The 23547-nt window shown below is 41.9% G+C and carries 23 protein-coding genes and 4 pseudogenes; 25 read left to right on the top strand and 2 right to left on the bottom strand.

The window, feature by feature from the left end; genetic code table 11:
- The first annotated feature begins 304 nt into the window (after positions 1-304).
- From IEY53_RS27985 to IEY53_RS27965, 5 genes and pseudogenes are all read left to right on the top strand, one after another.
- Complete coding sequence (locus IEY53_RS27985) at positions 305-1153, top strand: AraC family transcriptional regulator (RefSeq protein ID WP_189030848.1); 849 nt, start codon at positions 305-307, stop codon at positions 1151-1153.
- Between the two features lie 289 nt (positions 1154-1442).
- Positions 1443-2222: a class I SAM-dependent methyltransferase gene (locus IEY53_RS27980; RefSeq protein WP_189030846.1), complete on the top strand. Its 780-nt coding sequence runs from the start codon at positions 1443-1445 to the stop codon at positions 2220-2222.
- Between the two features lie 237 nt (positions 2223-2459).
- Positions 2460-2951: an 8-oxo-dGTP diphosphatase gene (locus IEY53_RS27975; protein WP_189030861.1), complete on the top strand. Its 492-nt coding sequence runs from the start codon at positions 2460-2462 to the stop codon at positions 2949-2951.
- A 190-nt stretch (positions 2952-3141) separates the two neighbouring features.
- Entirely contained in the window at positions 3142-3615 is a 474-nt protein-coding gene (locus IEY53_RS27970) for a GNAT family N-acetyltransferase (RefSeq protein WP_189030844.1), read from the top strand.
- Between the two features lie 237 nt (positions 3616-3852).
- Positions 3853-4236 (top strand): annotated as a pseudogene (locus IEY53_RS27965) (manganese catalase family protein); the annotation flags it as partial.
- A gap of 159 nt (positions 4237-4395) precedes the next feature.
- Here IEY53_RS27965 and IEY53_RS27960 read toward each other — a convergent pair.
- Complete coding sequence (locus tag IEY53_RS27960) at positions 4396-4995, bottom strand: TetR/AcrR family transcriptional regulator (protein WP_229696406.1); 600 nt, start codon at positions 4993-4995, stop codon at positions 4396-4398.
- A 202-nt stretch (positions 4996-5197) separates the two neighbouring features.
- Here IEY53_RS27960 and IEY53_RS27955 point away from each other — a divergent pair, with 202 nt between their 5' ends.
- The 11 genes and pseudogenes from IEY53_RS27955 to IEY53_RS27910 all read left to right on the top strand — a co-directional run.
- Positions 5198-6199, top strand: coding sequence for an NADP-dependent oxidoreductase (locus IEY53_RS27955; protein WP_189030842.1), 1002 nt, complete (start codon positions 5198-5200; stop codon positions 6197-6199).
- Between the two features lie 13 nt (positions 6200-6212).
- Positions 6213-7223 carry an NADP-dependent oxidoreductase gene (locus tag IEY53_RS27950; protein ID WP_189030840.1) on the top strand — a complete coding sequence of 337 codons (1011 nt, stop codon included), beginning with the start codon at positions 6213-6215 and terminating at the stop codon, positions 7221-7223.
- Positions 7220-7996, top strand: coding sequence for an SDR family oxidoreductase (locus IEY53_RS27945; protein ID WP_189030838.1), 777 nt, complete (start codon positions 7220-7222; stop codon positions 7994-7996). Before IEY53_RS27950 ends, IEY53_RS27945 begins: the two co-directional genes overlap by 4 nt.
- A gap of 108 nt (positions 7997-8104) precedes the next feature.
- Positions 8105-8683, top strand: coding sequence for a TetR/AcrR family transcriptional regulator (locus tag IEY53_RS27940; RefSeq protein ID WP_189030836.1), 579 nt, complete (start codon positions 8105-8107; stop codon positions 8681-8683).
- Between the two features lie 219 nt (positions 8684-8902).
- A complete protein-coding gene (locus IEY53_RS27935) occupies positions 8903-9601 on the top strand; it encodes an SDR family oxidoreductase (RefSeq protein ID WP_189030834.1) in 699 nt (232 codons plus the stop codon).
- Positions 9602-9645: 44 nt separating this feature from the next.
- Positions 9646-10725 (top strand): alkene reductase, encoded by a 1080-nt coding sequence (locus tag IEY53_RS27930; protein WP_189030832.1) that lies wholly within the window; start codon positions 9646-9648, stop codon positions 10723-10725.
- Between the two features lie 166 nt (positions 10726-10891).
- A complete protein-coding gene (locus IEY53_RS35425) occupies positions 10892-11149 on the top strand; it encodes a hypothetical protein (protein WP_229696405.1) in 258 nt (85 codons plus the stop codon).
- The gene (locus IEY53_RS36195) at positions 11044-11409 is read left to right on the top strand and encodes an SDR family oxidoreductase (protein WP_373293953.1); all 366 of its coding nucleotides are present in this window, start codon (positions 11044-11046) and stop codon (positions 11407-11409) included. Before IEY53_RS35425 ends, IEY53_RS36195 begins: the two co-directional genes overlap by 106 nt.
- A gap of 47 nt (positions 11410-11456) precedes the next feature.
- Entirely contained in the window at positions 11457-12494 is a 1038-nt protein-coding gene (locus IEY53_RS27920) for an aldo/keto reductase (protein ID WP_189030830.1), read from the top strand.
- Positions 12495-12612: 118 nt separating this feature from the next.
- Positions 12613-13185, top strand: a complete 573-nt coding sequence (locus IEY53_RS27915) for a TetR/AcrR family transcriptional regulator (protein ID WP_189030829.1) — start codon at positions 12613-12615, stop codon at positions 13183-13185.
- A gap of 110 nt (positions 13186-13295) precedes the next feature.
- Positions 13296-13415: pseudogene (locus IEY53_RS27910) on the top strand (spore coat protein CotJC); the annotation flags it as partial.
- 100 nt (positions 13416-13515) lie between these two features.
- Here IEY53_RS27910 and IEY53_RS27905 read toward each other — a convergent pair.
- Entirely contained in the window at positions 13516-14085 is a 570-nt protein-coding gene (locus IEY53_RS27905; protein ID WP_189030827.1) for a TetR/AcrR family transcriptional regulator, read from the bottom strand.
- 160 nt (positions 14086-14245) lie between these two features.
- Here IEY53_RS27905 and IEY53_RS27900 point away from each other — a divergent pair, with 160 nt between their 5' ends.
- From IEY53_RS27900 to IEY53_RS27860, 9 genes and pseudogenes are all read left to right on the top strand, one after another.
- Positions 14246-15127 carry a ketopantoate reductase family protein gene (locus IEY53_RS27900; protein ID WP_189030825.1) on the top strand — a complete coding sequence of 294 codons (882 nt, stop codon included), beginning with the start codon at positions 14246-14248 and terminating at the stop codon, positions 15125-15127.
- 455 nt (positions 15128-15582) lie between these two features.
- The gene (locus IEY53_RS27895) at positions 15583-16767 is read left to right on the top strand and encodes an acetyl-CoA C-acetyltransferase (RefSeq protein ID WP_189030823.1); all 1185 of its coding nucleotides are present in this window, start codon (positions 15583-15585) and stop codon (positions 16765-16767) included.
- Between the two features lie 34 nt (positions 16768-16801).
- Positions 16802-17542: an acetoacetate decarboxylase gene (locus tag IEY53_RS27890; RefSeq protein WP_189030821.1), complete on the top strand. Its 741-nt coding sequence runs from the start codon at positions 16802-16804 to the stop codon at positions 17540-17542.
- 40 nt (positions 17543-17582) lie between these two features.
- Positions 17583-18251, top strand: a complete 669-nt coding sequence (locus tag IEY53_RS27885; protein WP_189030819.1) for a CoA transferase subunit A — start codon at positions 17583-17585, stop codon at positions 18249-18251.
- Entirely contained in the window at positions 18244-18900 is a 657-nt protein-coding gene (locus IEY53_RS27880; RefSeq protein ID WP_189030817.1) for a 3-oxoacid CoA-transferase subunit B, read from the top strand. The genes IEY53_RS27885 and IEY53_RS27880 overlap by 8 nt, the downstream gene beginning before the upstream one ends.
- Positions 18901-19114: 214 nt before the next feature.
- A pseudogene (locus IEY53_RS27875) lies at positions 19115-19793 on the top strand (SDR family NAD(P)-dependent oxidoreductase); the annotation flags it as partial.
- Positions 19794-20094: 301 nt separating this feature from the next.
- Positions 20095-20178 (top strand): annotated as a pseudogene (locus IEY53_RS27870) (IS200/IS605 family transposase); the annotation flags it as partial.
- 171 nt (positions 20179-20349) lie between these two features.
- The gene (locus IEY53_RS27865; protein ID WP_189030815.1) at positions 20350-21405 is read left to right on the top strand and encodes an RNA-guided endonuclease TnpB family protein; all 1056 of its coding nucleotides are present in this window, start codon (positions 20350-20352) and stop codon (positions 21403-21405) included.
- A 628-nt stretch (positions 21406-22033) separates the two neighbouring features.
- Positions 22034-23443 carry an MFS transporter gene (locus tag IEY53_RS27860; RefSeq protein WP_189030813.1) on the top strand — a complete coding sequence of 470 codons (1410 nt, stop codon included), beginning with the start codon at positions 22034-22036 and terminating at the stop codon, positions 23441-23443.
- The last annotated feature ends 104 nt before the right edge of the window (positions 23444-23547 follow it).

Raw genomic sequence — 23547 nt, 5'->3', positions numbered from 1 at the left:
GATGATTAGTATTTTGAGCATCCAAGACCATAATCAAAGTGGTATTGAAGGTTCTTTTTTTGGACAGTTCTTCCTACCTCCTCGTTACGCTACGGGAAACGATAGCTTAGGAGTTGCCACGAGGCAACCCCGTTTTCATTTGTTGAAGTAACGGGAGGATAACTCAATGTTACTATACAGTATACATCGGATTTGTTGGGATCGATCTTCAAGGGATGTGAACGATGCTGACAATTTCGTGCAGGAAATGCACGGCAAGCTATTTTTATCTGCGATAGTATTTAACTCGAAGGGAGGAAGAACGATGGATTGGTTAGAGAGGATGAATAGCGCCATGGATTATATCGAAACGAATTTGGCGGACAATATCTCATATGATGACATAGCACAGATCGCCTGTTGCTCTACGTATCATTTTCAACGAATGTTTCCGTTCATTACCGGAATCTCGTTATCCGAGTACATCCGACGTCGACGATTGACATTGGCGGCTTTTGAACTGCAGACAACCGATGCAAAGGTTATCGATGTAGCCATGAAATATGGATACCAATCCCCGGAAGCGTTCGCACGGGCGTTCAAGAATCTCCATGGGATCATGCCGATATCTGCGCGCGATAAAGGCGTGTCTCTAAAGGCCTATCCTCGAATGTCCTTTCTTATTTCAATAAAAGGAGATGTCGAGATGAATTACCGAATTGAACAAAGAGGGTCTTTTGAGATGTTTGGAGTTTATGGTCTTATAAATTCAGACCAGCAAATAGCCTTTTCTGAAGTTCCTCAATTCCGTGAAAAATGTGATGAGGATGGCAGTGTTGACCTTATGAACGAACTGCTGGGACGTTTTGGTAACACTGTACTGCATGCTGCCTTATATGATCACACTAGAGAATCTTTCAAGTACATGATATGTTACCATTTACCAAAGGGACTTGAAATTCCCGAGATATTTACAAAACTTTCTGTCCCGGCACTAACTTGGGCTATTTTCCCGGACCCGCAATGTGATTTACAAAAACTATGGGTACGAATATATTCCGAGTGGTTTCCGACATCTGAATACGAACAAGTTGAGGCACCTAGTTTCGAAATGTATTATGGAATGCCAGGGCATACACAGGGTGAAATTTGGATACCAGTAAAGAAAAAGTAACGATTGCGCTAACGGAGAACGATAGTTCAGAACAACACTGCGGCAGCTGATCAAAAAATTAGCTGCCTCTTTTGTTGAAGTAAAGGGCAGGATAATTCAATTAAAATTAATAATTCTCTTGTTCAAATATTACAGATTATGCCATAATTAAGCATCCTATAAGAAAGAGAGTGATTAAAATGAAAATATTTAATTTATTTTTCCGTAGAACGAATTTAGAGGTGCGGAAGGGATAATCATTTTCTAAAGTCCCTTTCTAAGATACCAAATATGGAGGGGAAATAACTATATGTCTTTCAGTAAATATGGTGCATTATGTACAGAGGTATATGACCACACAAAGAAAATTGGTGATTCTTTTGGTGGGGATGTAGAGTATTATCGAGATCAGTTAAAACATACAAAGGGACGCATTCTTGAAGCAATGGTTGGTTCTGGAAGAATATTAATTCCATTACTGGAATCTGGTCTTGTAATAGACGGTGTTGACTATTCTCCCGAAATGTTAGCTTCTTGCCGTAAACGTTGTGACGAACGAGGATTAAACACTACCTTATATGAGTCGGATTTACAGGTGCTTTCTTTACCACACAAATATGAAGCAATAATTATTCCTGGCGGGTCATTTTTACTCATAGAACAACGAGAAGAAGCAATGAAGGTATTGAAAAATTTTTATGAACATTTAGAGTTGGGTGGACGGCTCCTGCTTGACCTTTTTCTCCCAGACAACAACTTCAATGCCTTTGAGGTTGGTAAATTTGAAGGAACATCCACTTTTCATCTTCATAATGGGGACATTATTACAATGGAAGGCAAATGTGTAGAAGCTGATCTGTTTTTCCAGCAATATAAAGTTTCATATTTAAAATATGAGAAGTGGCGTAAAGGTAATCTTATCCAATCTGAATTGCAACGAATTGCTTTACGCTGGTATGGTGTGGAGGAATTTAAGTTCATTTTAGAAAACATTGGATTTAAGGACGTCTCTGTTTCCGCTGACTTTGAAAATGGAAAAAAGCCGACAAATGGTAGCCAAAAGTTCGTTTACCAAGCTACTAAGAAATAGATTTAAATAAGATCAATCCCTCCTATTAGCCAGAAAGGGATTAATCTTATATTAAGTAGACATGTTGGAGGGGTTGCTATGCAGCAACTCCTCTTTTTTTATTGAAGTAACGGGCAGTTTAACGCAGCTAGTATTATCCACTTTGTAGTAATATTGAAATGATGATTTTATTTATCTGTTGCCACAGATATGTTGAAAGTTGCATATGAATTTAGAGGGAAAAATGGAGGGCAAAAAATGTCGGCCTTAAAAAAATTGGAATGCGGGATATTTACGATGTGTCTTGTGCAGGATGGAGACCGGGTGCTGCTCGTAAATCGTCCCGATAAACTTGGTTTTCCAGGCTATCTTGGTCCTGGAGGAAAAGTTGATTTTCCTGAAAGTATTGCGGAAGGAGCTGTTCGTGAGCTTTGGGAGGAAACGGGACTTCGTGTAAAACCGGAGGATTTGATATATAAGGGGCTCGATGAGAGTGTCATGCCTGTAACGAATAGTAGGTACATGGTTTTTAACTATTTAACTAAAAAATACGAAGGCGAGTTATTGCAAAATCCGCCCGAAGGTGAATTAATTTGGGTAAACATTAAAGAAGCCTTGGAATTGCCAATGCAGCCTTGGTTTAAACGCAGATTCCCCCTGTTTTTCAAACCTGGTACGTTTGAAATATCTACCCTTTGGGGTGAAGATTCGCAAGAACCGGTAGAAGAAAAAGTTAAGACGCTCGGTTAACTGTCATGACTGTACAGACTCTAACAGAGAACGATAGCTCAATGGAAACAAGAAGGCAGCCGATCAACGTGATGGGCTGCTTTTGTTCAACTAACGAGCATATTAATTACAAAATGTGGTATTATAAAGGGTGCTTAAAATGTTATTGAAAATCTGAATCATCTCATTCCAATTTAAAGGAGCTTTTATAATGAAAGCTGTGAATGCTACAAAGGATGATCTGAACGAATGGTTGGAATTAGCTTCTGAAGTTGAATACCTCTTTGGTCCAATGGTAAGTGATCCAAAATTTATTCAGGCACTTGAGAAAAATATTAATCAATGTAACGCATTCTGTGTGAGGGAGAACGATGGATTACCTGGATCACGCTTACTGGGTGGAGTTTTATTTTCGTCAGCAGGTGCCCCAAGCTACAAGATTGGATGGTTAGCGGTTTCATCTCGAGCGAGAAACAAAGGTATAGCAACGGAACTACTGCGACATATATTGAAACTTGTTGAAGTACCAGCAGAAGTATCAGTTACTACATTTGGTGATGATATTCCAGATGGACGACCTGCGAGAAACTTATATCAGAAGTTTGGATTTGTGTCTCAAATAGAGTCAATTCCAAATGGTCCAGAGGGCGGTAGTCGTCAAAAATTCAAGCTGATCATTACATAGAAGTCCTAAGCTAACTGGGAACGTTAGATGAATGACAACAGCAGCAGCAGTCTAAGACTTATTTATTAAGTCTTGTTCTGCTGCTGTTACTTTTAATGAGTCATTCTAATACTTATTTATTAAAAGTTGACGATTATCAAACTCAGAAGCCGTGTTAAATTAACAAATACAGTCAAACACTTTAATTTCTTTTAACAATTATTTCAATAAAATCATGACTGATAACTTCAATGCGCAGAAGAATTCGCCCACCTAGAGATGATCGCCACGATGATCTATAAGCTGACCAAAGATGCCACCGTCGAGCAGCTCGAAGCCGCCGGGCTTGGCCCGAATTATGCGCAGCGGGATCACGCATTGTTCTACCAGAACTCGGCGGGAGTACCCTGGACGGCCGCCTATATTCAGGCCAAAGGCGACCCGCTCGCCGACCTTTACGAGGATATCGCGGCCGAAGAAAAGGCCCGGGCTACATACCAGTGGCTGATCGACATGACCGATGACGTGGATCTGCAGGACAGCCTCAAGTTCCTGCGGGAGCGGGAGATTGTGCATGCGCTCAGGTTCAAGGAGTCGGTGCAGATTCTGATTGATGAGCGGGGAAAGAAGAAGGTGTATTGAGGAGGAATATGAAAATAGCATTCAAACCGCCGTTCTCTTCTATAAGAGAGCGGTTTTTTAAATTCATATCCTTAGGGCTTATTCATACCGTATTCCCACGTACTTCCCTATATGCACTTTTTAACACAGGGTCTTTGAATCCAACTAAAGAAGTTGGATTCAAAGACCCTGTTTGATTAAATTCCAGATACGTTCGAACCTGTCTTGGTAGTCTGGTAAATTCCAGGATTCTTTGAAGGACGGGAGGCTAAACACCGCAAACGCGGATAGAATCGCCTCTGCCCGTTCGAAGTGGGGATCGTGATAGTCCATGAATCCGTCAATAATTTGGTAGGAATCCCATAGAACGTCGCGTAATACCAGTGGATTGCTATCCACGTATTGTGTATTCAAAGCGAACATTTTGGGATTTTCGTTATAGGCACGTTTTTTGGCCTTGGCAAATGCCCAGAGCCAATCGTGGAGCAAGTCCTGTGCATTCATCAAATTAGTCATATCTAATTTGATTTGTTCTGAAATCATCCGGTTGAACCAGCTCTTAGACACGGCTGCCCAGAGCTCTTGCTTATTTTTGAAGTGTTTATAAAGCGCTGCGTGGGTGATACTTAATTCATCCGCAATTTGTGAAAGCGTCACTTCGGATTTTTCTGTGCGTTCAATTAAGGCTTCCGCTGTTTCAATAATGAGCTCTTGTGTGATTTTAGCCATTTCATTTGGCAGGTGAATATGGATATTTTGAAGCAAATCATTTGCCTTCAAGCACCCGCGTAACACCGTGCTGCCAACCCTTCTTTCTTTAAAAAATTCTTTAATAACCGTTTATACGCTTGCCTGTATCTTAGCACAAAAAACGATAGGTTACAATTGTTGACTTTTGTAACCTTCAGTATTATGCTTGTTATACAAGTTACAAAAACAAATAAATGTTACTTATTATTCCGCGCATAGGAGGCTAATAATTATGAAAGCAGCACAGATTACCAAATATTCAAAAAAGTTCACAGTAGAAGTCAACGATATTCCAGTCCCGGGAATAAGTGATAACGAAGTCTTGGTCAAGGTGAAAGCAGCGGCGGTTAATCATTTGGAATTGCTCATCGGTACCGGGAGCGTGAAGCTGATCCAGGATTATGAGTTCCCATTGGTACTCGGTAACGAACTGACAGGTGTTATTGAAAAGGTCGGTAAGAAAGTCCAGGGATATAAAGTCGGCGATGCCATTTATTCACGCCTGCCACTAAAAAAAATCGGTGCTTTTGCGGAATACGCGGCGATTAATGCGGATGCCATCGGACATTTACCCGCTAATCTCGATTTTGTGACCGGTGCTGCTGCACCATTAACAGGATTGACTGCTTATCAAGGTTTGCATGAAGAATTGGCTGCCAAAGCTGGCGAAAGCGTGTTTATTCCCGGGGGTTCTGGTTCATTTGGCCAAATGGCCATTCCTATCGCCAAAAGCATGGGGCTGAAGGTCATCGTCAGTGGAAATCCGCAAGCACGTGAACGGACAATGGCGGCTGGAGCTGACCAATACATTGATTACACGACGGAGAACTATTGGGAACAACTTAGTAATGTTGATTATGTGATCGATACCTTAGGACCAAGCGAATTTGATCATGAACTTTCAATTATCAAAGCAGGCGGTCGCCTTCTTTCACTTCGGACGGGTCCTAACAAACGGTTTGCCGAAGATATGGGCTTGCCAGGTTGGAAACAAAAGCTCTTCACCATTGCCGGGGCTAAGTATGATCACAAAGCGAAGAAAAAGAAGATTCAATATCATTTCATTTTTGTTCGCAGTGATGGCGAACAATTAAAGAAAATTACGAAGATTATTGAAGATAACGGGATTGTACCAGCGGTGGACCCCACAGTATTCCACATAGAAGATATTAACGAAGCACTGAATCTTGTTGCTAAAGGTCATCCCAAAGGAAAAGTCGTTATCCAATTTTAAGGGGAGTTACCTTATGAAGGCTGCACAAATTTCGCGGTATTCCAAAATACTGGCAGCACAAATCAACACTGTCGCTGTTCCATCAATCACACCAACTCAGGTTTTAATCAAGACTAAGGCAGCTGGTGTTGATCCACACCTTGTCTTGGCGATTACAGGCAAAGTTAAGTTGTTTGATCATTACGACTTTCCATTGACTCTGGGCAACGAGCTGGCCGGAATTGTGATCGAAGTCGGCGCCGGTGTAATAGATTTTAAGGTGGGTGATCAGGTGTACACCATGCCACCGCTAGATAAGATGGGGGCGTTTGCCGAATATGTCGCAGTGGATGCGGCGATTGTGGCTAAGATGCCAGCTAATCTTTCCTTTAAAGAAGCAGCGGCCGTGCCATTGTCTGCTTTGACGATCGTCCAGGCGCTAGCTATTTTAGATACTCGGCAAGGCGGTAAATTATTTATCCCTGGGGGTACGGGGGGCTTTGGCCAAATTGCCGTTCCTTATGCGAAGTCACAAGGATTGTTCGTGACCGTTAGTGGTAGTGGATCAGCACGTGCCTTGGCGGAGCGACTCGGGGCAGATGAGTTTATCGACTATACAACGCAGGATTATACTGACATACTGACAGGCTATGATTACGTTATTGATACCCGAGGCGCCGGCGAATTTAGTAAACAAATTAAGATACTGAAGCCCGGTGGCAAATTACTGTCGTTAAACGCTGGTCCCAATGCACGTTTCGCTAATCAAAGCGCAGACTTGGCAACGGCGAAGAAGATTCTCTTCAGTTTATTGGGAGCACCTTTTGATGGGATTGCCAAATGGCAAAAGAAGAGTTATGACTTCCTGTACGTACAGCCGAATGGTCAGCAATTAGCAGCTTTCACACAGTATCTTGAAACAACAAATATTAAGCCGGTGATTGATTCCGAGTACCCCTTTGACCAAGTGAATGCCGCGATTGCTAAGATTGCGACAGGGCATAGCCAAGGGAAAGTCATATTGAAAGTAGATGATGCAGAATGAAATTAAAAAATAGAACAATATTGGTGACAGGTGGGACCTCCGGGATTGGATTTGCTTTTGCTAAACGTTTTCTCGACATGGGAAATACTGTGATTATCACGGGGCGTTCACAACAACGCATCGACCAGATAGTAAAGAACAATCCCGGACTTATTGGGATGGCGGCAGATGTCAGTGATCCCAAAAGCGTTGAGCAGCTTTCTAAAGAACTCACGATTCACTATCCGAAACTGGATATTATTTTCAATAACGCTGGTATTATACACGAATTTGACTTGTTTGATGAAACTATTACCTTCGAGCACATAACCGCAGAAATCGCCACAAACTTGAATGGGACAATCTATATCACCAAGGCCTTGTTGCCACTGTTAGCCAAACAACAGGAGGCAATGATTGTTAACGTTAGTTCACTACTTGCTAATATTACAGTTGCCAACGCACCGACTTATTCTGCAACGAAGGCTGGCATCCACATGTTCAGTGATGCATTACGTGAGCAAATCCGGGCAAAAGGAAAAAACATTCATGTGATGGAACTTTGTCCACCTGTTATTTCTGAAACTAATCTCACAGACACTTTTGACGAAGGTTTCATGAATAAGGTGATCTCTTTGCCATTAGCGAAGCTTGTTAAAGTCGGTATTAAAGGGATGGAAAAAAACAAAATACGCGTAAATGCAGGTTTTACTAAGGTTATGCGCTTTTCCATGAAGTTCGCTCCGGATTTCATTACGCATACTTGGGGTCAAATGCTTCTTAAATCAAATTAAACGAGAATAGTGTGAATTTAGTAGGGATTCTTAATGGTTTTTACCATTCATAAAATTCTTTACCGATCGTTCTCAAAATGTTATATTGAATAACAGGGAGGGAATAGAATGGCAAGAAGCAAAGAATTCGAAGAGAACGTGGTATTAGAAAAGGCGATGAAGCTCTTTTGGGAACAAGGTTACGAGAAGACATCTATGATGGATCTGGTCAAGCATATGGGAATTCATCGAAGAAGTTTATATGACACATTTGGCGACAAGCATACGCTGTTTCTAAAAGCAATGGACCGATTTCGCGATAAAGTAAATGCTGAGCTTGTAGGAGAAGTTAAACGCTCTAAGAATGCAACGGAGGCACTTCAACTTATTTTTAGTTTCGTGATATCTGTTAAAGAAGATTCACCTTCCGGTTGTTTGATGGTGAATTCAGCGGTGGAATTGGCAATGCGGGATACTGAGGTGGATTTAAAGACCACAGAATTGTTTACATTATCAGAACAACTGTTCAAAGATATTATTCTGCGGGGACAGCAGGATGGAGAGTTTAGCTCAGATTATAATGCCGACGATCTAGCGGAACATCTGCATGCAGTTTTTGTAGGGTTAAGGGTAATGACAAGGACTTCCATACGTAAAGAAAAATTACACCGTATAGCCGATTTATCGATTAAACTATTAACTAAGTAATTATTGTATATATACTTGTGAAGATCGTTCCCGAATTAGCATACTTGAGCTAATTTGAAGATTCAGCCTAGAAAGATATTAGTATAATTGCCTGTGTTTATTCTAGTATGATCGTTCTCGAATGAGGACGCCGTTCTATCCCTAGAACTTTTTAAAATGAGTCACAGTTTACTGAATTTTATGAAGAATTGTAATTAAAAACAAAAAGGAGCTAATACAATGAACATTTCTGAACAAGTTGCATTTGTCACTGGAGCAAACCGAGGATTAGGCCGCCAGCTTACCCTTGAACTTCTATCTAGAGGGGCTAAAGTTTATGCAGGTGCAAGAAATCCGGAGACCATTGATATTCCAGGCGTTACACCTGTAAAGCTTGATGTTACAAAACCAGATGAAGTTGCTGCAGCTGCCATCCTTGCTAAAGATGTTACGCTTTTAATCAACAATGCAGGATCATCTACAGGCGCTTCTTTGCTGGAAGGAGATGTGGGAAAAATACAGTTGGAATTTGATACGCATTTCTTCGGTACGCTATCCATGGTTCGTGCTTTTGCACCGATCATTGAAAAAAACGGGGGAGGATCGATTTTAAATATCCTTTCCGCATTATCTTGGTTTAGTTCGGGAACAGCGGGTGCTTATACAGCTGCGAAGGCTGCAGCATGGGCATTGACGAACGATTTACGTTTAAACTTGTATCCTCATAATGTTAGAGTAGCAGGGTTACATGTAGGCTTTATGGAGACAGACATGACAACCGGTATAGATGCTCCCAAATCGAATCCTTCAGATATCGCAAAAATAGCTATTGATGGCATCCAATCTGGCAGCTTTGAAATTCTTGCTGATGATACCAGCCGGATGTTACAAGGTGCACTTGCTGGTGGCATTTCTGCACTATACCCACATCTTACTTAATCATAAATTTCGTTGTTAAATTAATTTCAAGAGGAGTGTACAAAATGGAAAAATTATGGAGTAAAACGAAAATTGGAAATCTGGAATTACCACATCGCTTGGCGATGGCGCCTATGACACGCAGCAGAGCAGAGGAAGATGGTACACCGGGAGAATTAAGCTCCCTGTATTATGCTCAAAGAGCATCGATGGGACTCCTTATTACAGAAGGTGCACAACCTTCTGATGATGGTCAAGGTTACTTAAGAACACCTGGGATCTATACGGAAAAGCATATTGAAGGGTGGAAAAAGGTTACGGATGCCGTGCATGAAGCAGGCGGGTATATTTATATTCAATTAATGCATGTCGGTCGTGTGTCGCACCCTGACAATACTCCTCATCATCGGCAGCCAGTTGCACCATCTGCAATTGCACCAGGAGTAGAAACGTTTACGGCTACAGGCATGCAGGATATCCCCGTACCACGTGAGTTGAGTAAAGAAGAGATTCAAATAACCATTGCAGATTATCGTAAAGCTGCGGCCGCTGCTATTGAAGCAGGCGCTGACGGCGTTGAAATTCATGGAGCAAATGGTTATCTAATCAACCAATTTATCGGTGAAAATTCCAATAAACGTACGGATGAATATGGTGGATCTATAGAAAATCGAGCTCGCTTCGCGATTGAAGTAGCCAAAGCCATCATTGACGAGATCGGGGCAGAGAGAACTGGCTTCCGCATTTCGCCAGGGACCCCTCTTGGTGGGATTCAAGATGGTGAACAAGGTCCTGATCTTTATCGTTATCTTACACAGGAATTAGCAAAATTGAATTTAGCTTACCTTCATATTATGCACCTCGGAAACGATGAATTGCTTCAAGATATTCGTTCCTTATGGACGAATCCGTTGTTAGTCAATCGGGCTGGACGGGGACTGGAGAATATTGGTGTTGATATCGAGAGTGGTCTTGCTGATCTGGCACCTATTGGGGTATGGTCATTGGCTAATCCGGATTTTGTGGAACGACTTAAAGCAGGCGCTCCATTAAATGAAGCAGATCCTGCAACATTTTATGGTAGTGGAAGCAAGGGTTATACGGATTATCCTACGTTGAAAGAATTGGAATCGCAGAAGGGCTAAGTATAGGCTGTATCAAGAAAGTCAATGTTTCAAAGACAGTTATTTTACCAATGGACAGTAATGCTTAAAAATGGCGTACAACTGAAAAATTGTACGCCATGAATTTATCTGCAAATCATCGGGTTGTGGGGAATTAGTATCCTCAAAAGCCGGACTTAATATTGTCTTGAAAGAAGGTGAATATGAATTGAAAACAATGGTTATCATCGGTGCAGGACCAGGTCTGGGCTTCTCACTGGCCAAAATTTTTGGAAGACACGGATTCCGTATCGCTATGGTTTCAAGAACACAGGAGAAGCTGGATCATATGCTGAGCAGCTGGACAGGATTGGTATCGAAGCTCAGGGTTTTGCTGCCGACATTACAGACAAAATACAGCTTACCAGGGCTTTTCAAGATATTAAGAGTACATTCGGTACAATAGATGTCATGGAGTTTAGCCCACATAGTGGTAGTGTTCCTACGACTTCTGTACTGGATACGACGGATGAGAGCGCACTTCGAATTTTCAACAATGTTGTAATTGGAGCCATTAATTCAGCAAGACAAGTCATTCCAGACATGACTGAACGAGGAGAAGGGGCACTTCTTTTTACGAGCGATCTTTCAGCAATGAGTCCGAGCCCTATGTTTGGAAATTCAGGTATAGCCATGTCTGGGTTGCGAAACTATATGATTAACTAAAATAGAATGATCATTCTAAAAAATCATTTAAGAAGGGAATGTTGTACGTGGAATATCGTGTATTAGGTCATACGGGTCTTAAAGTAAGCAGTTTTGTATTGGGTACAGGTACATTTGGTTTTTGGGGAAATAATACGGAGAAGGACTGTGCCCCCATTCTGGATGAAGCTTTGGCTGGAGGCATTAACCTAATTGATACGGCGGATGTCTATTCAAGTGGTCAGGCAGAAGAAATTTTAGGTGAATTACTAAAAGGACGCAGACAAAATGTCATTCTGGCCACTAAAGGCGGTATGCCCATGGGGGGTGGACAGAATCAATCTGGAAATTCAAAATATTGGATTAAACGAGCAGTAGAGGATAGTTTGAGAAGGCTGCAAACCGATTATATCGATCTGTATCAACTACATCAGCCTGATCTTAATACCGATATAGAAGAAACGCTTGGCGTACTTACGGATCTGGTCAGCGAAGGGAAGATTCGCTATATTGGCACATCCAATTTTCAGGCCTGGCAAGTTACAGAGGCTCAATGGGCAAGCGAACGAAAAAATGTAGCACGGTTTGTCTCTGAGCAATCCCCATATTCCATTTTAAACCGCAGTATCGAATTCGATTTACTTGCTGCCACAGCGAAATACGGAATGGGTGTTTTGGTTTGGAGCCCACTTTCGGGAGGTCTATTAACTGGTAAATACCGTTTTGGAGAAGCTGTCTCCACCGATTCAAGAGCAGCCACCTTTGCGGGAAGTTTGCAATCGATTGTTGACCCTAATCGGGAAGAAAACCGCAGCAAGTTTGAAGCCATAGCCAAACTCCAAACGCTGGCAGCTGAGGCAGGATTGACTTTGCCACATCTTGCTATGGCATTCACGCAAGCTCATTCTTCCATTACTTCAGCAATTGTTGGGGCTAGAACAATCGGGCAACTCCGGGAAACCTTAAAGGGTAATGACATAAGATTAAGCAACGATATCCTGGATGCAATCGATGTAATTGTCCCACCTGGAGTTACTCTAGATGCAATGGAAAAAGGATGGACCCCAGGTTGGTTACAAGCAGACAAGCAAAGAATCCTTCGTTAAGCATCGTTAATGCATGTGAAGAATAAAATCAAGCACCCCGCTTGATTTTATTTGCAATTTACACTTTGGTTTGCGGATCGTTTACATAAAGGTATAATGATTGCTTGAGGTGATTACATTGGGAAGAACCAAAGAATTTGAAATTAATGAAGTGTTAGATAAAGCGATACAGCTGTTTTGGATGCAAGGTTATGAGAAAACTTCCATGCAAGATTTAGTAGATTTTATGGGAATCCACAGAAGAAGTATCTATGATACTTTTGGCGATAAGCACGCTTTGTATATGAAGGCACTCCAACGGTATAAGTCTATTCAAAACAAGAAATTGAGATTGTTAGTTGAAAAGCAAGAACCGGTAAAGGAATTAATCCGCCGATTTCTGGAGTCCTCGATAAAGAAAGAAGGAGAACCTCTAGGATGCTTTATAGTTAATTCAGGTGTTGAGCTGGGAGTAATCGATCCGGAGGTTGCATTCCTTGTGGAAGAGAGCTATTCAATAACTGAGAAGTTGTTATATGACCTCATTCAAACTGGTCAGCAAAGAGGAGAGCTTAGAGCTTCACTGGAGCCTGAGGCCATTTCTCATTATCTGATGAATGCCTGGTTAGGACTGCGAACGATGGTAAAAACAGCAACGGAGCAAAGGAAATTAACAAGTATTATTCATACCATACTGAACACTTTAGATTGAAACTCCTTTATCGATATAAATATGATTTTTTTACAGTTCCGTTGGCTTGAGGACATGCGGGGAGTATCTATCTAACTCCGCGAAGCTTTGCTTGTGTATTTTTAGAACTTGACGTGGATCTGCAGGACAGCCTCAAGTTCCTGCGGGAGCGGGAGATTGTGCATGCGCTCAGGTTCAAGGAGTCGGTGCAGATACTGATTAATGAGCGGGGAAAGAAGAAGGTGTTTTAATAAGATGTATACATGAAGTAATTATTCAGATTGATAGAAAAGAGCCCAGGAGAAGTATCTGCGGCTCTTTTTTTCTGGTAACAATACAATGCAGTTTCGATCAGAGCCGTAAACCGTTCATTACGTAGGAGCGGACAGTATCTACAAGTAGATCGGTTCGATCTTTTTCTCCGCTCATAAACCAATAATGCGCAGCACTATAGATCGCTGAACCTGTCATAGCCGAAATGACCTTGGTATGATGGCGGTCTGCCATACGCTGAATATCCCCGTTCAAAATTATGCTTTCGATCATTTGCTGCAGCATCTTTTTTACCTTTTCATGAACAAGCGTATCAATAGATTTGGAGTCCATTCTGCATACCTGATAAAAATCTACGATGTAGTTATGTGTCAGTAAGATCAACTGTGTGCATACTTCATCTGTGAACTCCTGCGCTTTCACCACTTGCTCAGGAATCATCTCTTGAAAAGCCTGTTCTGTAATTTTCTCCAGCAAAGCGTATTTATCTTCATAATGGGCATAGAAGGTGGCACGGTTAATGGTAGCTCTCTGTGCTATATCTTTTATGGTAATTGCATCAAATCCTTTATACCGCAACAAATCTCTGAATGCTTCCCTAATTAACTGTCGTGTGCGCAATACTCTTGGATCTTCCAGATTTGCCATATCCATACCTCCCTCATTAAACATCAGATATCTAAATGTGTTGTCTATGCAACTTTTTCTTTACTCTGCTGATTGAAATCGTAATAGTACCATACTATTATCGTATCAGACAGGTGTTGCTTAAACAAACTGTGATAGTTAGCTGAAAGGAAGGATAGTATTGAACATTAAACAAAATAGACTTTTGATAGTTGGCGCCGGTGTGATTGGCAGTTTATACGCACTCAGATTTGCACAGTCAGGACTGGACGTCACATTGCTTGCCCGGGGAAAGAGGCTGGATTCGCTTAAAACGGATGGGCTGCAATATAACGATAATGGGACGATACAGCAAATATCTATCAAGACGATAGAAAAGCTTGCGAGCGACGATACCTACGATTTCATCTTTGTTCCTGTGCGCTATGATCAGGCAGAATCTGCCCTGTCTGCGATCAAGAATAATCAGAGCAAAACAATAATCACCTTGAGCAACACCGTGGGATACGACCGCTGGCTTGAAATCGTGGGTGATCGTTTACTTCCAGGATTCCCGGGTGCAGGTGGAGACATCAAAGACGGTGTTCTATACGCCCAATTCGGTTCCAAAACTTTTTTTGGTGAAATAAATGGACAATTGACTGAAAGAGTGACGGGGCTTGCCCAAATATTTGAAACAGCTGATTTGCCTTATGAAATACAAAAAGACATTCAAGCATTCCATGTTTCGCATGCTGCGCTCGCTGTAGTGAACAAACATCTCTATACGAACGACGGAATGGTGGATATAGAGACAGCAAGAAGTGAGAGCACTCTAAGCAAGGTTGCCGCAGATATTAAACAAAATATTCATCTGGTAGCGCAAGCCGGAATTCCGGTAATCCCGCCCGAAACGAAGTTAATGGGTGAATTGCCTGAAGAAGATATTATATCCCGATACCGCCAGATGCTGAGCGATGATTTTATCATTGATGTTAAGCTTGGAAACCAGGCTGTCAGCAAAAAAGCAGAAATAATGTTATTGGATGAGGATTTTCATAAAAAACTATCTGTTCGACAATGACATCAGCGCCGAAGAGAAAGTAAGAGTGGGATCGATTCATACCCGATTGATTTTGAATCACTTCTTGTTTATTTTATGGTAACAGCGAACATATCTATGAGAAACGCCTCCAGCCCAGATTAACTGCCGGAGGCGTTTTTCGATGTGAACTCTTTTTGTATGTTTTCATTCATTTTTCAGAAATATCCATAAATAACCAGAATTTCTAAGGAAATGATAGAACGATTTCATTATGTGAGTATACAAGGCCTTATATCTATTCATATGGGAATTTATGTAATTATTTGGACGTTGAGTAAAATGCACGTTAGACTTACGATGAATATGTTAAAAAATACCAAATACGAGGACGGAGGAAGGCGATCAAACCGTAACGCTCACTCTCTCATACACCGTGATAAATACCCGCATGTAAGTATGGTTTCTTAAACAAAGTGAAAGGAATGTGAGGTTTTGTGAAAAAAGTTGCATTGGTAAGCCCATTAAGGACAGCTGTGGGTTCTTTTAACAACGGACTTTCAACACTAAGCGCTACAGAATTGGGAGCAAACGTGATGACAGCCTGCCTTCAGCAAAGCCAATTAGAGCCTGCATTGATTGATCAGATTTATTTAGGAAATGTCCTTCAAGCGGGTACTGGCCAAAATCCTGCCAGACAGGCGGCACTAAAAGCCGGCATCCCCATTGATGTGCCTGCATCAACAATAAACACAGTTTGCGGTTCAGGGCTCCATGCCGTCGCTTTAGCTTACAACTCTATTTTGGCAGAACAAGGCAGCATCCTCTTGGCTGGAGGTATGGAGAGCATGTCGAACGCCCCTTATGTGCTAAGGAATGCACGAAATGGCTACAAGCTTGGCAATAGTGAATTGATAGACACCGTGGTAGCCGACGGCCTTACGTGTCCCATCAATAAATATCATATGGGAATTACCGCAGAAAACATTGCCGGGAAATATAACATTTCAAGACTTGAGCAGGATGAATTTGCCTATGGAAGTCAGATCAAGGCCATAGAAGCAAAAAATAAGCAGGTTTTTGCAGAGCAGATTGTTCCCATTATGACCAAAACCAAAAAAGCGAATATTTGGTTCTCGGAGGACGAACATGTAAGAGGAGATGTAAGCAAAGAAAAACTTTCTAATTTAAAACCTGCATTTAAGGAAAACGGATCGGTTACTGCCGGAAATGCCTCGGGGATTAATGATGGAGCGGCGGCTGTACTTGTTATGTCGGAAGACAAATGCAAGGAACATGCGGTACAACCGTTAGCCTATATCAAGGGTTATTCACTTGTTGGTGTTGACCCTGCATATATGGGGATGGGTCCGGTGAGAGCCATTTCGTCACTTCTTAAGGACCAGGGAATCCCCCTTGATGCCATCGATCTGTTTGAGATTAATGAAGCCTTCGCTGCACAAGCATTAGCGGTATTGAAAGAGCTTGGGATCAACTCGGAGAAGGTGAATGTCAATGGCGGCGCAATTGCGATCGGACATCCTGTCGGTGCAAGCGGAGCTAGGATATTGGTTACGTTGGTGCATGAAATGGTACGGAGCTCTTCGCGTTACGGCATAGCCAGTTTATGCATCGGAACAGGGATGGGAATCGCGATGCTGGTTGAGAATGCACTCATCTAACACACATCTAACAGGAAGGGAGATCAAGATCGTTATGAATCCAAAAGAGGTTCTTTCACTGCAATCCATGCCTGCGGCCAGCGCCAGTTACGGGCGTCCCCCCTACCGCTTCATCGACCGGGAATTTTTTATAATTACTTATGAATCCGACCCCGCTGCGATCAGACAGGCGGTCCCGGAACCTCTACAGCCGGATGGAAGCAATACCGTTTCTTATGAATGGATCAAGATGCCTGATTCATCCGGTTTAGGAAATTATGAGGAGAGCGGTATTGTTATCCCGTGTACCTTTCATGGGGAATCCTGCAATTTTGTTGCCCAAATGTATTTGGATAACGCGCCTGCTATTCTTGGAGGACGTGAAATTTGGGGGTTTCCCAAAAAATGGGCAAATCCCCGCCTGAGTGTTGAAGGCACGGAGACGTTGACCGGTACTTTGCATTATAACCATGTCCTGGTGGCCATGGGAACCATGCCTTTCAAACATAACATTCTCGATGAAGAGGACACGGCTAGAGCCATCGCAAAAACCCAAGTGAATTTAAAATTAATTCCCGATGTTGACGGTACCCCTAAAATTGCGCAGCTAGTTGCGTATAATCTCGAAAATATTAACGTAAAAGGCGCTTGGACAGGGCCGGCCCGATTAAGCCTGATCCCCCATGTCAATGCTCCTGTGGCAGATTTTCCAGTTAAGGCGTATATCGGCGGTAAACATTTTATTGCCGATTTAACGCTGCCATATGCAAGAGTCATTCATGATTATCTCCAGTAAACTTGCTTTTTCAAATAAAACGTACAAGGAGTCAGAAACTATGAATAACAAATTAATCTCCGCAGAAGACGCCGTTAAGAAGGTCAAAGACGGAGACACGGTGATGGTTGGCGGTTTTCTGGCCGGAGGCCACCCGGATCATTTGGTGCGTGCACTTGTCGAGACCCATTCCGCCGATAATCTCTCCATTATCTCCAATGATACTGGCACCACGGAATTATCTATATATAAGCTTGTGAAAAGCGGCAGAGTCAAGCGGATTTATGCATCCTATATCGGTTCCAATCCGGAAACAGGAAGACTCCTTATGACCAAAGAAGCTGAGGTGAGCCTCTTCCCGCAAGGCACGTTAGCAGAAAAAATACGTGCAGGAGGAGCGGGCTTGGGCGGTGTTTTAACACCTGTAGGTATAGGTACCATTGTAGAGGAAGGCAAACGGAAAATAGATATTGACGGAAGGGAATATCTGCTCGAACTGCCACTCAAAGCAGACGTTGCGCTAATCAGAGCCCATAAGGCAGATGAAGCGGGGAATCTTGTGATCAACGGCTCCTCACGCAACTTCAATTTCGTTATGGCTATGGCGGCAGATTATGTAGTAGCCGAGACAGATGCATATGTAAAGCTCGGGGAGATTGATCCCAATCATGTCAACGTACCCGGAATATTTATTGATGCCATTGTAAAGGTAGGGGATACGCATGAATAACCGGGAATTCATTGTGAGAAGAATCGCCCAGGAATTCAAAGACGGCGATGTGGTCAACCTGGGTGTTGGCATGCCTACCATGGCGGTAGACTATATTCCCGCTAATGTTCATATTATGCTGCAGGCTGAGAACGGAATCCTCGGTGTTGGCCCCAAAGCCACAAAGGCACAAGAAAATATCGATTGTATTGATTCTGGCGGAAGTTACGTTACAACCATGACAGGAGCTTGCTATTTTGACAGTGTCCTTTCATTCTCTATCATCCGTGGAGGGCATGTGGACATCACTGTTTTGGGTGCCCTGGAAGTTGATGAGAACGGCAACCTTGCAAGCTGGATGATTCCAGGAAAAAAAGTGCCGGGCATGGGGGGAGCTATGGATTTGGTGGTAGGGGCCAAGCGTGTCATTATAGCCATGGACCATGTGAACAAAGATGGGAAACCAAAAATATTAAAAAATTGCAAGCTGCCCCTGACAGCTGTCAATGTTGTGAAAACCATTGTAACCGAAATGGCTGTCATCGATGTGATTCCAGGCAAAGGGCTAATGCTGAGTGAAATTGCGCCGGGTCTATCGGTGGAAGACGTTCAAAAGGCAACCGGGGCCGAGCTACTGATCTCGCCTAACTTGAAGGCCATTGCCGTCTAAGCCAAACGGTAACCTCCATAGCCGGAAATAAAGAAGCGGAAGACGACGAGAATCCTGGCGAACATCTTCGCTCCGTCGCTTTTCATAGAAATCAATCAGGACAAAAAAGTCCAGACATACCAGACAGTTACAGAGAACACCCTAGAGGAATTTGGATTCAAAGTCCTTGTTTGATTAAACTCCAGATGCGTTCAAATCTGTCTTGGTAGTCTGGAACTTAATTTTGGTAGCTAGAAGATTAGATAAATTAGAAGAGCTTAAATCAATAATTCAAAATAATATTGATCCTAATGTAAATGTAATTGTTTGTTCAAGTGACCTGTCTATTACAGAGCAGGCCTACACACTGTATAACACCTTGAAGGAATTCCAAATTGAGACCTGGATTAACAATGCTGGGCTTGGTGAAGCCTCTTTTGTAGCAGACCAGAATTTAGATAAAGTTGAAACTATGTTACGTGTTAACATCGAATCCTTGACGATCCTTTCTACACTTTATGTGCGGGATTATGCTGATGTAGAAGGGACTCATTTAATTAACGTATCATCCGCACTCGGATATGCTATTGCTGTTGGGAGTGTTGCATATTCTGCATCTAAATATTATGTTAGTGCCTTCACCGAAGGGCTTGCAAAAGAACTAGGAGCTTAAAGGTGCGAAATTAAAAGCAAAGGTTTTAGCACCAGCAATAACAGAAACGGAATTTGTGAAGAAATCAATAGATGCTGAAGAATTTGATTACAAAGCAAACATGCCTAAGTACCACACTGCCAAACAAATGGCAGGTTTCATGGTGGCGCTTTATGATAGCAACGAAGTGGTAGGTATTGTAGACCAGAAATATGACTTCAATCTGAGAGGTCAAATATATCCAATAATCTCAGACTTTTAAAACGAATTAATATATACTTAGCAATTGTTGGGTCTCCGGATTGGTTACTAGCAGACAAACGAAGAATCTTTCGTTAAGTATCAATAATGCATGTGAAGAATAAAATCAAGCACCCCGCTTGATTTTATTCGCGTTTTACACATAGTTTGCGGTTCATTTACAGAATTTTAAGCGAGAAAGCCCACTCCTTTAGGTGTGAGATGATAGTGAGATTGGAACAGGCGTGTCCTAAGACACTTAATGTTCCAACATTTTATGGTTATCATGTTTCAGTTTTAAACATAACTGATACAATTAATGTATGGATAATTATAGAAGAATCAACACAACTGTATCGCTAATCAATTATCACTTTGTTTTTTGTTCACGATATCGAAAGAAAATATGTGTCTAGTGAAACGATTAAAAGATATGTTGAACAACAAAAAACAAGGGGGTGAAAAAACATACGAGTGAAATGCGACTGTTGTGGAACTGAACAATTTATTAAGGATTTCAAATTCGACAAATATTTTGGCTAGGTGGCTGGTCTTTAATTAGAGAGAGGTGAAAACGTATGCAGTCCGTCACTATAAAGATAAGATTTTTTCCAAGTAACTCCATCGAATTAAAGTTATTAAGCAGAGAATATATTCGGGCTATTAATTCATTAACAGAACAAGCAGAAAAAGAAGGTTCCTTCCCTAAACTCACAACGAAAGATGTAGAAGCTAAACTCCCTTCGGCTGTACTTAATCAAGCTATTCGTGATGCTAAAAGCGTATTTAAGAAAACGAAGAAGGAAAGGAAGCGTCCAATATTAAGGAAACCAACCTACTATATCAACAACCAAAACTATTCCATTGCCAATTCCTCTATTGCTTTTCCTATCATCGTGGACAACAAAGTGAAAAAGACGACTTTCCCTGCTCGTTTAACCGAAAGAGATAAACAATTTCTTCAAAATGCAAAATGTGGTCTGATGAGAATCGTTGAGAAAGCTGGAAAATGGTTTGCTCAAGTTTCACTTGAAATTCCTACAGAGACAACAACAGGCGAACAGGTAATGGGTATTGATTTAGGATTAAAAGTCCCTGCTGTTGCTGTGACTAGCGAAGGAAAGACGAGATTTTTTGGAAAGGGTAGAGAAAACAAATATATGAAACGCAAGTTCCGTAGTGAACGAAAAGGTTTAGGAAAGAAGAAAAAGCTACGTGCTATTCGTAAACTGGATCATAAAGAACAAAGATGGATGAAAGATAAGGACCACAAAGTAAGTAGACAAATTGTCAATTTTGCCATGGAGAATCAAGTGTCTGTCATTCACTTAGAAAAGCTGACAAACCTTAGAAAAACGACAAGAACAAGTCGTAAAAACGAAAAGAATTTGCACACATGGTCATTCTATCGCTTGGCACAATTCATTGAATACAAAGCAAATATGGCAGGGATAAAAGTGGAATATGTGAATCCTGCGTATACATCGCAAAAATGTCCATCTTGCTCTACGCTAAATAAAGCGATAGATAGAAAATATTCGTGTCCATGTGGGTTTCATACTCATCGTGATAAAGTCGGTGCAATGAATATTATTCATGCACCTGTGATTGGTGGTAATAGTCAATCAGCCTAAGATGCTAAAACGCACTGTCTTAGGAGGGCTGATGGCACAGCCCAATCTTGGGGTCATACTTCGATAGCAGAAATGCACTTCGACTTAATCACCCAAGAATCCCACTGCTTTAGCTGTGGGAGTGTCAATTAATGAATGCCTGGTTAGGACTGCGTACGATGGTAAAAACAGCAACGGATCAAGGGAAATTAACAAGTATTATTCATACCACACTGAAAATTCTAGATTGAAACTTTTTTATCGCTATGAATATGATTTTTTTACAGTTCCTTTGGCTTGAGGACATGCTCTACAAGCTGACCAAAGATGCCACCGTCGAGCAGCTCGAAGCCGCGAAGATCAACTTATTTTGATTTAGTCCCAAAAAGCAGAAAGGCTATCAGCGGTTTATCCGTTACTTCAAAGAGAAGCTAGACATGGATGTGATCCAAATTGTGGGCAATCCAGATATGGAATGTTATTCCCAGTGGTTGTCCCAAAGGCGATAAAGTGATTGAATTCATCTACAGCTTGACAATATATAAAAACATAAGATATTATCAACTCAAATGTCAGTCAGCACTGACAGTCTATTTAGAGGTGAGAATATAAATAATCATCTATTACCTTTTAGAAACGAGGCAAACTTATGCAAACTAACGATAAAATTCAAAAAAGTAATGGCGAGCGTTTAATGCGCATTCTTGTCTTTACTTTGATCATTTCCGTTATGAATGGAACGATGTTTAATGTAGTCCTTCCGGTGATCAGCAAACAATTTCAACTTTCGCCATCGCAGGTGAGCTGGATCGTGACCGGTTATTTGATTGTATATGCAATAGGCACAGTCACATTCGGAAAACTGACAGACAAGTATAGCTTAAAGAATTTACTGACGTTTGGTCTCTTGTTTTTAGCTGCCGGCTCCTTAGTGGGTCTCGTGGCTACCGCGTATTGGATGATGATCGCCGCACGTATTTTACAGGCTGTCGGTGCATCTGTCATTCCTGCATTAGCAATGATCATACCCATTCGTTATTTTTCACCTGAAAAGCGAGGTCGTGCGTTAGGCACTACCGCCATCGGGACAGCCCTTGGAGCTGCACTTGGTCCGATCATTGCTGGTTTCGTGTCCACCGCTTGGAATTGGCAAGTTCTTTTTGTGATTCCCTTGCTTTCACTGTTTACTTTGCCCTTTTATCGTAAATATTTGGATGATGAGAAAGGGAGCGACAACAAAATTGATTTTATCGGCGGAATTCTTTTGGCAGGAACAGTGGCTACCCTGTTACTCGCGTTAACTAACGGAGGGATAGGGTATGTTGTGACTGGAGTTGTTTTGTTGATCTTGTTCGTTATACGTATTCGTTATGCTGCTGATCCCTTTATTAAACCCATTGTTTTTCGAAACAAACCGTATACATTCGGTTTAGCCATAACTTTTGTGTTGACTGCAATAGGCTTCGGTACTCCATTCATTACGCCTCAGTTGCTATCACAAATAAACCACTTATCACCAGCTGTAACGGGAATCATTATGTTGCCATCGGCTTTAGTGACCGCGTTTATGGGACGTAAAGGAGGAAAGTTAGCTGACGAGAAAGGGAATCCTTTTCTGCTATATACAGCTGCAACCCTTCTTATTATTGGTTTCATCTGCTTGTCTTCCGTCGTGGGAATGCCACCCGTATTTATTTCCATCTTCCTTATCTTAAGTATCCTTGGTCAATCGTTTATGCAGATTGCTTTGTCAAACACCGTTTCACGAACGCTGCCTAAGGAGCAGATCGGGATTGGCATGGGCTTGTTATCCATGTGCAATTTCATTGCTGCGGCTGTATCCACGGCGACATTAGGGAAGATTCTTGACCATGGTACAACAACTATTCATTTAAATCCGATACCGAAAAATAGCGCTGCTTTTGTATACAGCAACATTTTCCTTGCGCTTGCGTTGTTGGTTGCTGCAATGGCCATTTTGTATTTCGTTCAATTCGGGCGTAGCTCTAAAGTTAACACGGCCAAATGCGTGGAGAGGGGCAAAGTGGAATCGACATAACCGATGTTCAGGTGGGAGGCGGTTGTCTTGACATTTAATTCGGGACGGGATATTATCGCCATGAATGACAGTGGGTACTAACTGGCTACAAAGATGAGGTGAAG

Source organism: Paenibacillus albidus, assembly GCF_014644435.1.
GTDB classification, from domain to species: Bacteria; Bacillota; Bacilli; order Paenibacillales; family Paenibacillaceae; genus Paenibacillus_AQ; species Paenibacillus_AQ albidus.
Note: the sequence above shows the minus strand (reverse complement) of the source record. Positions and strands in the feature narration are given on the sequence as shown.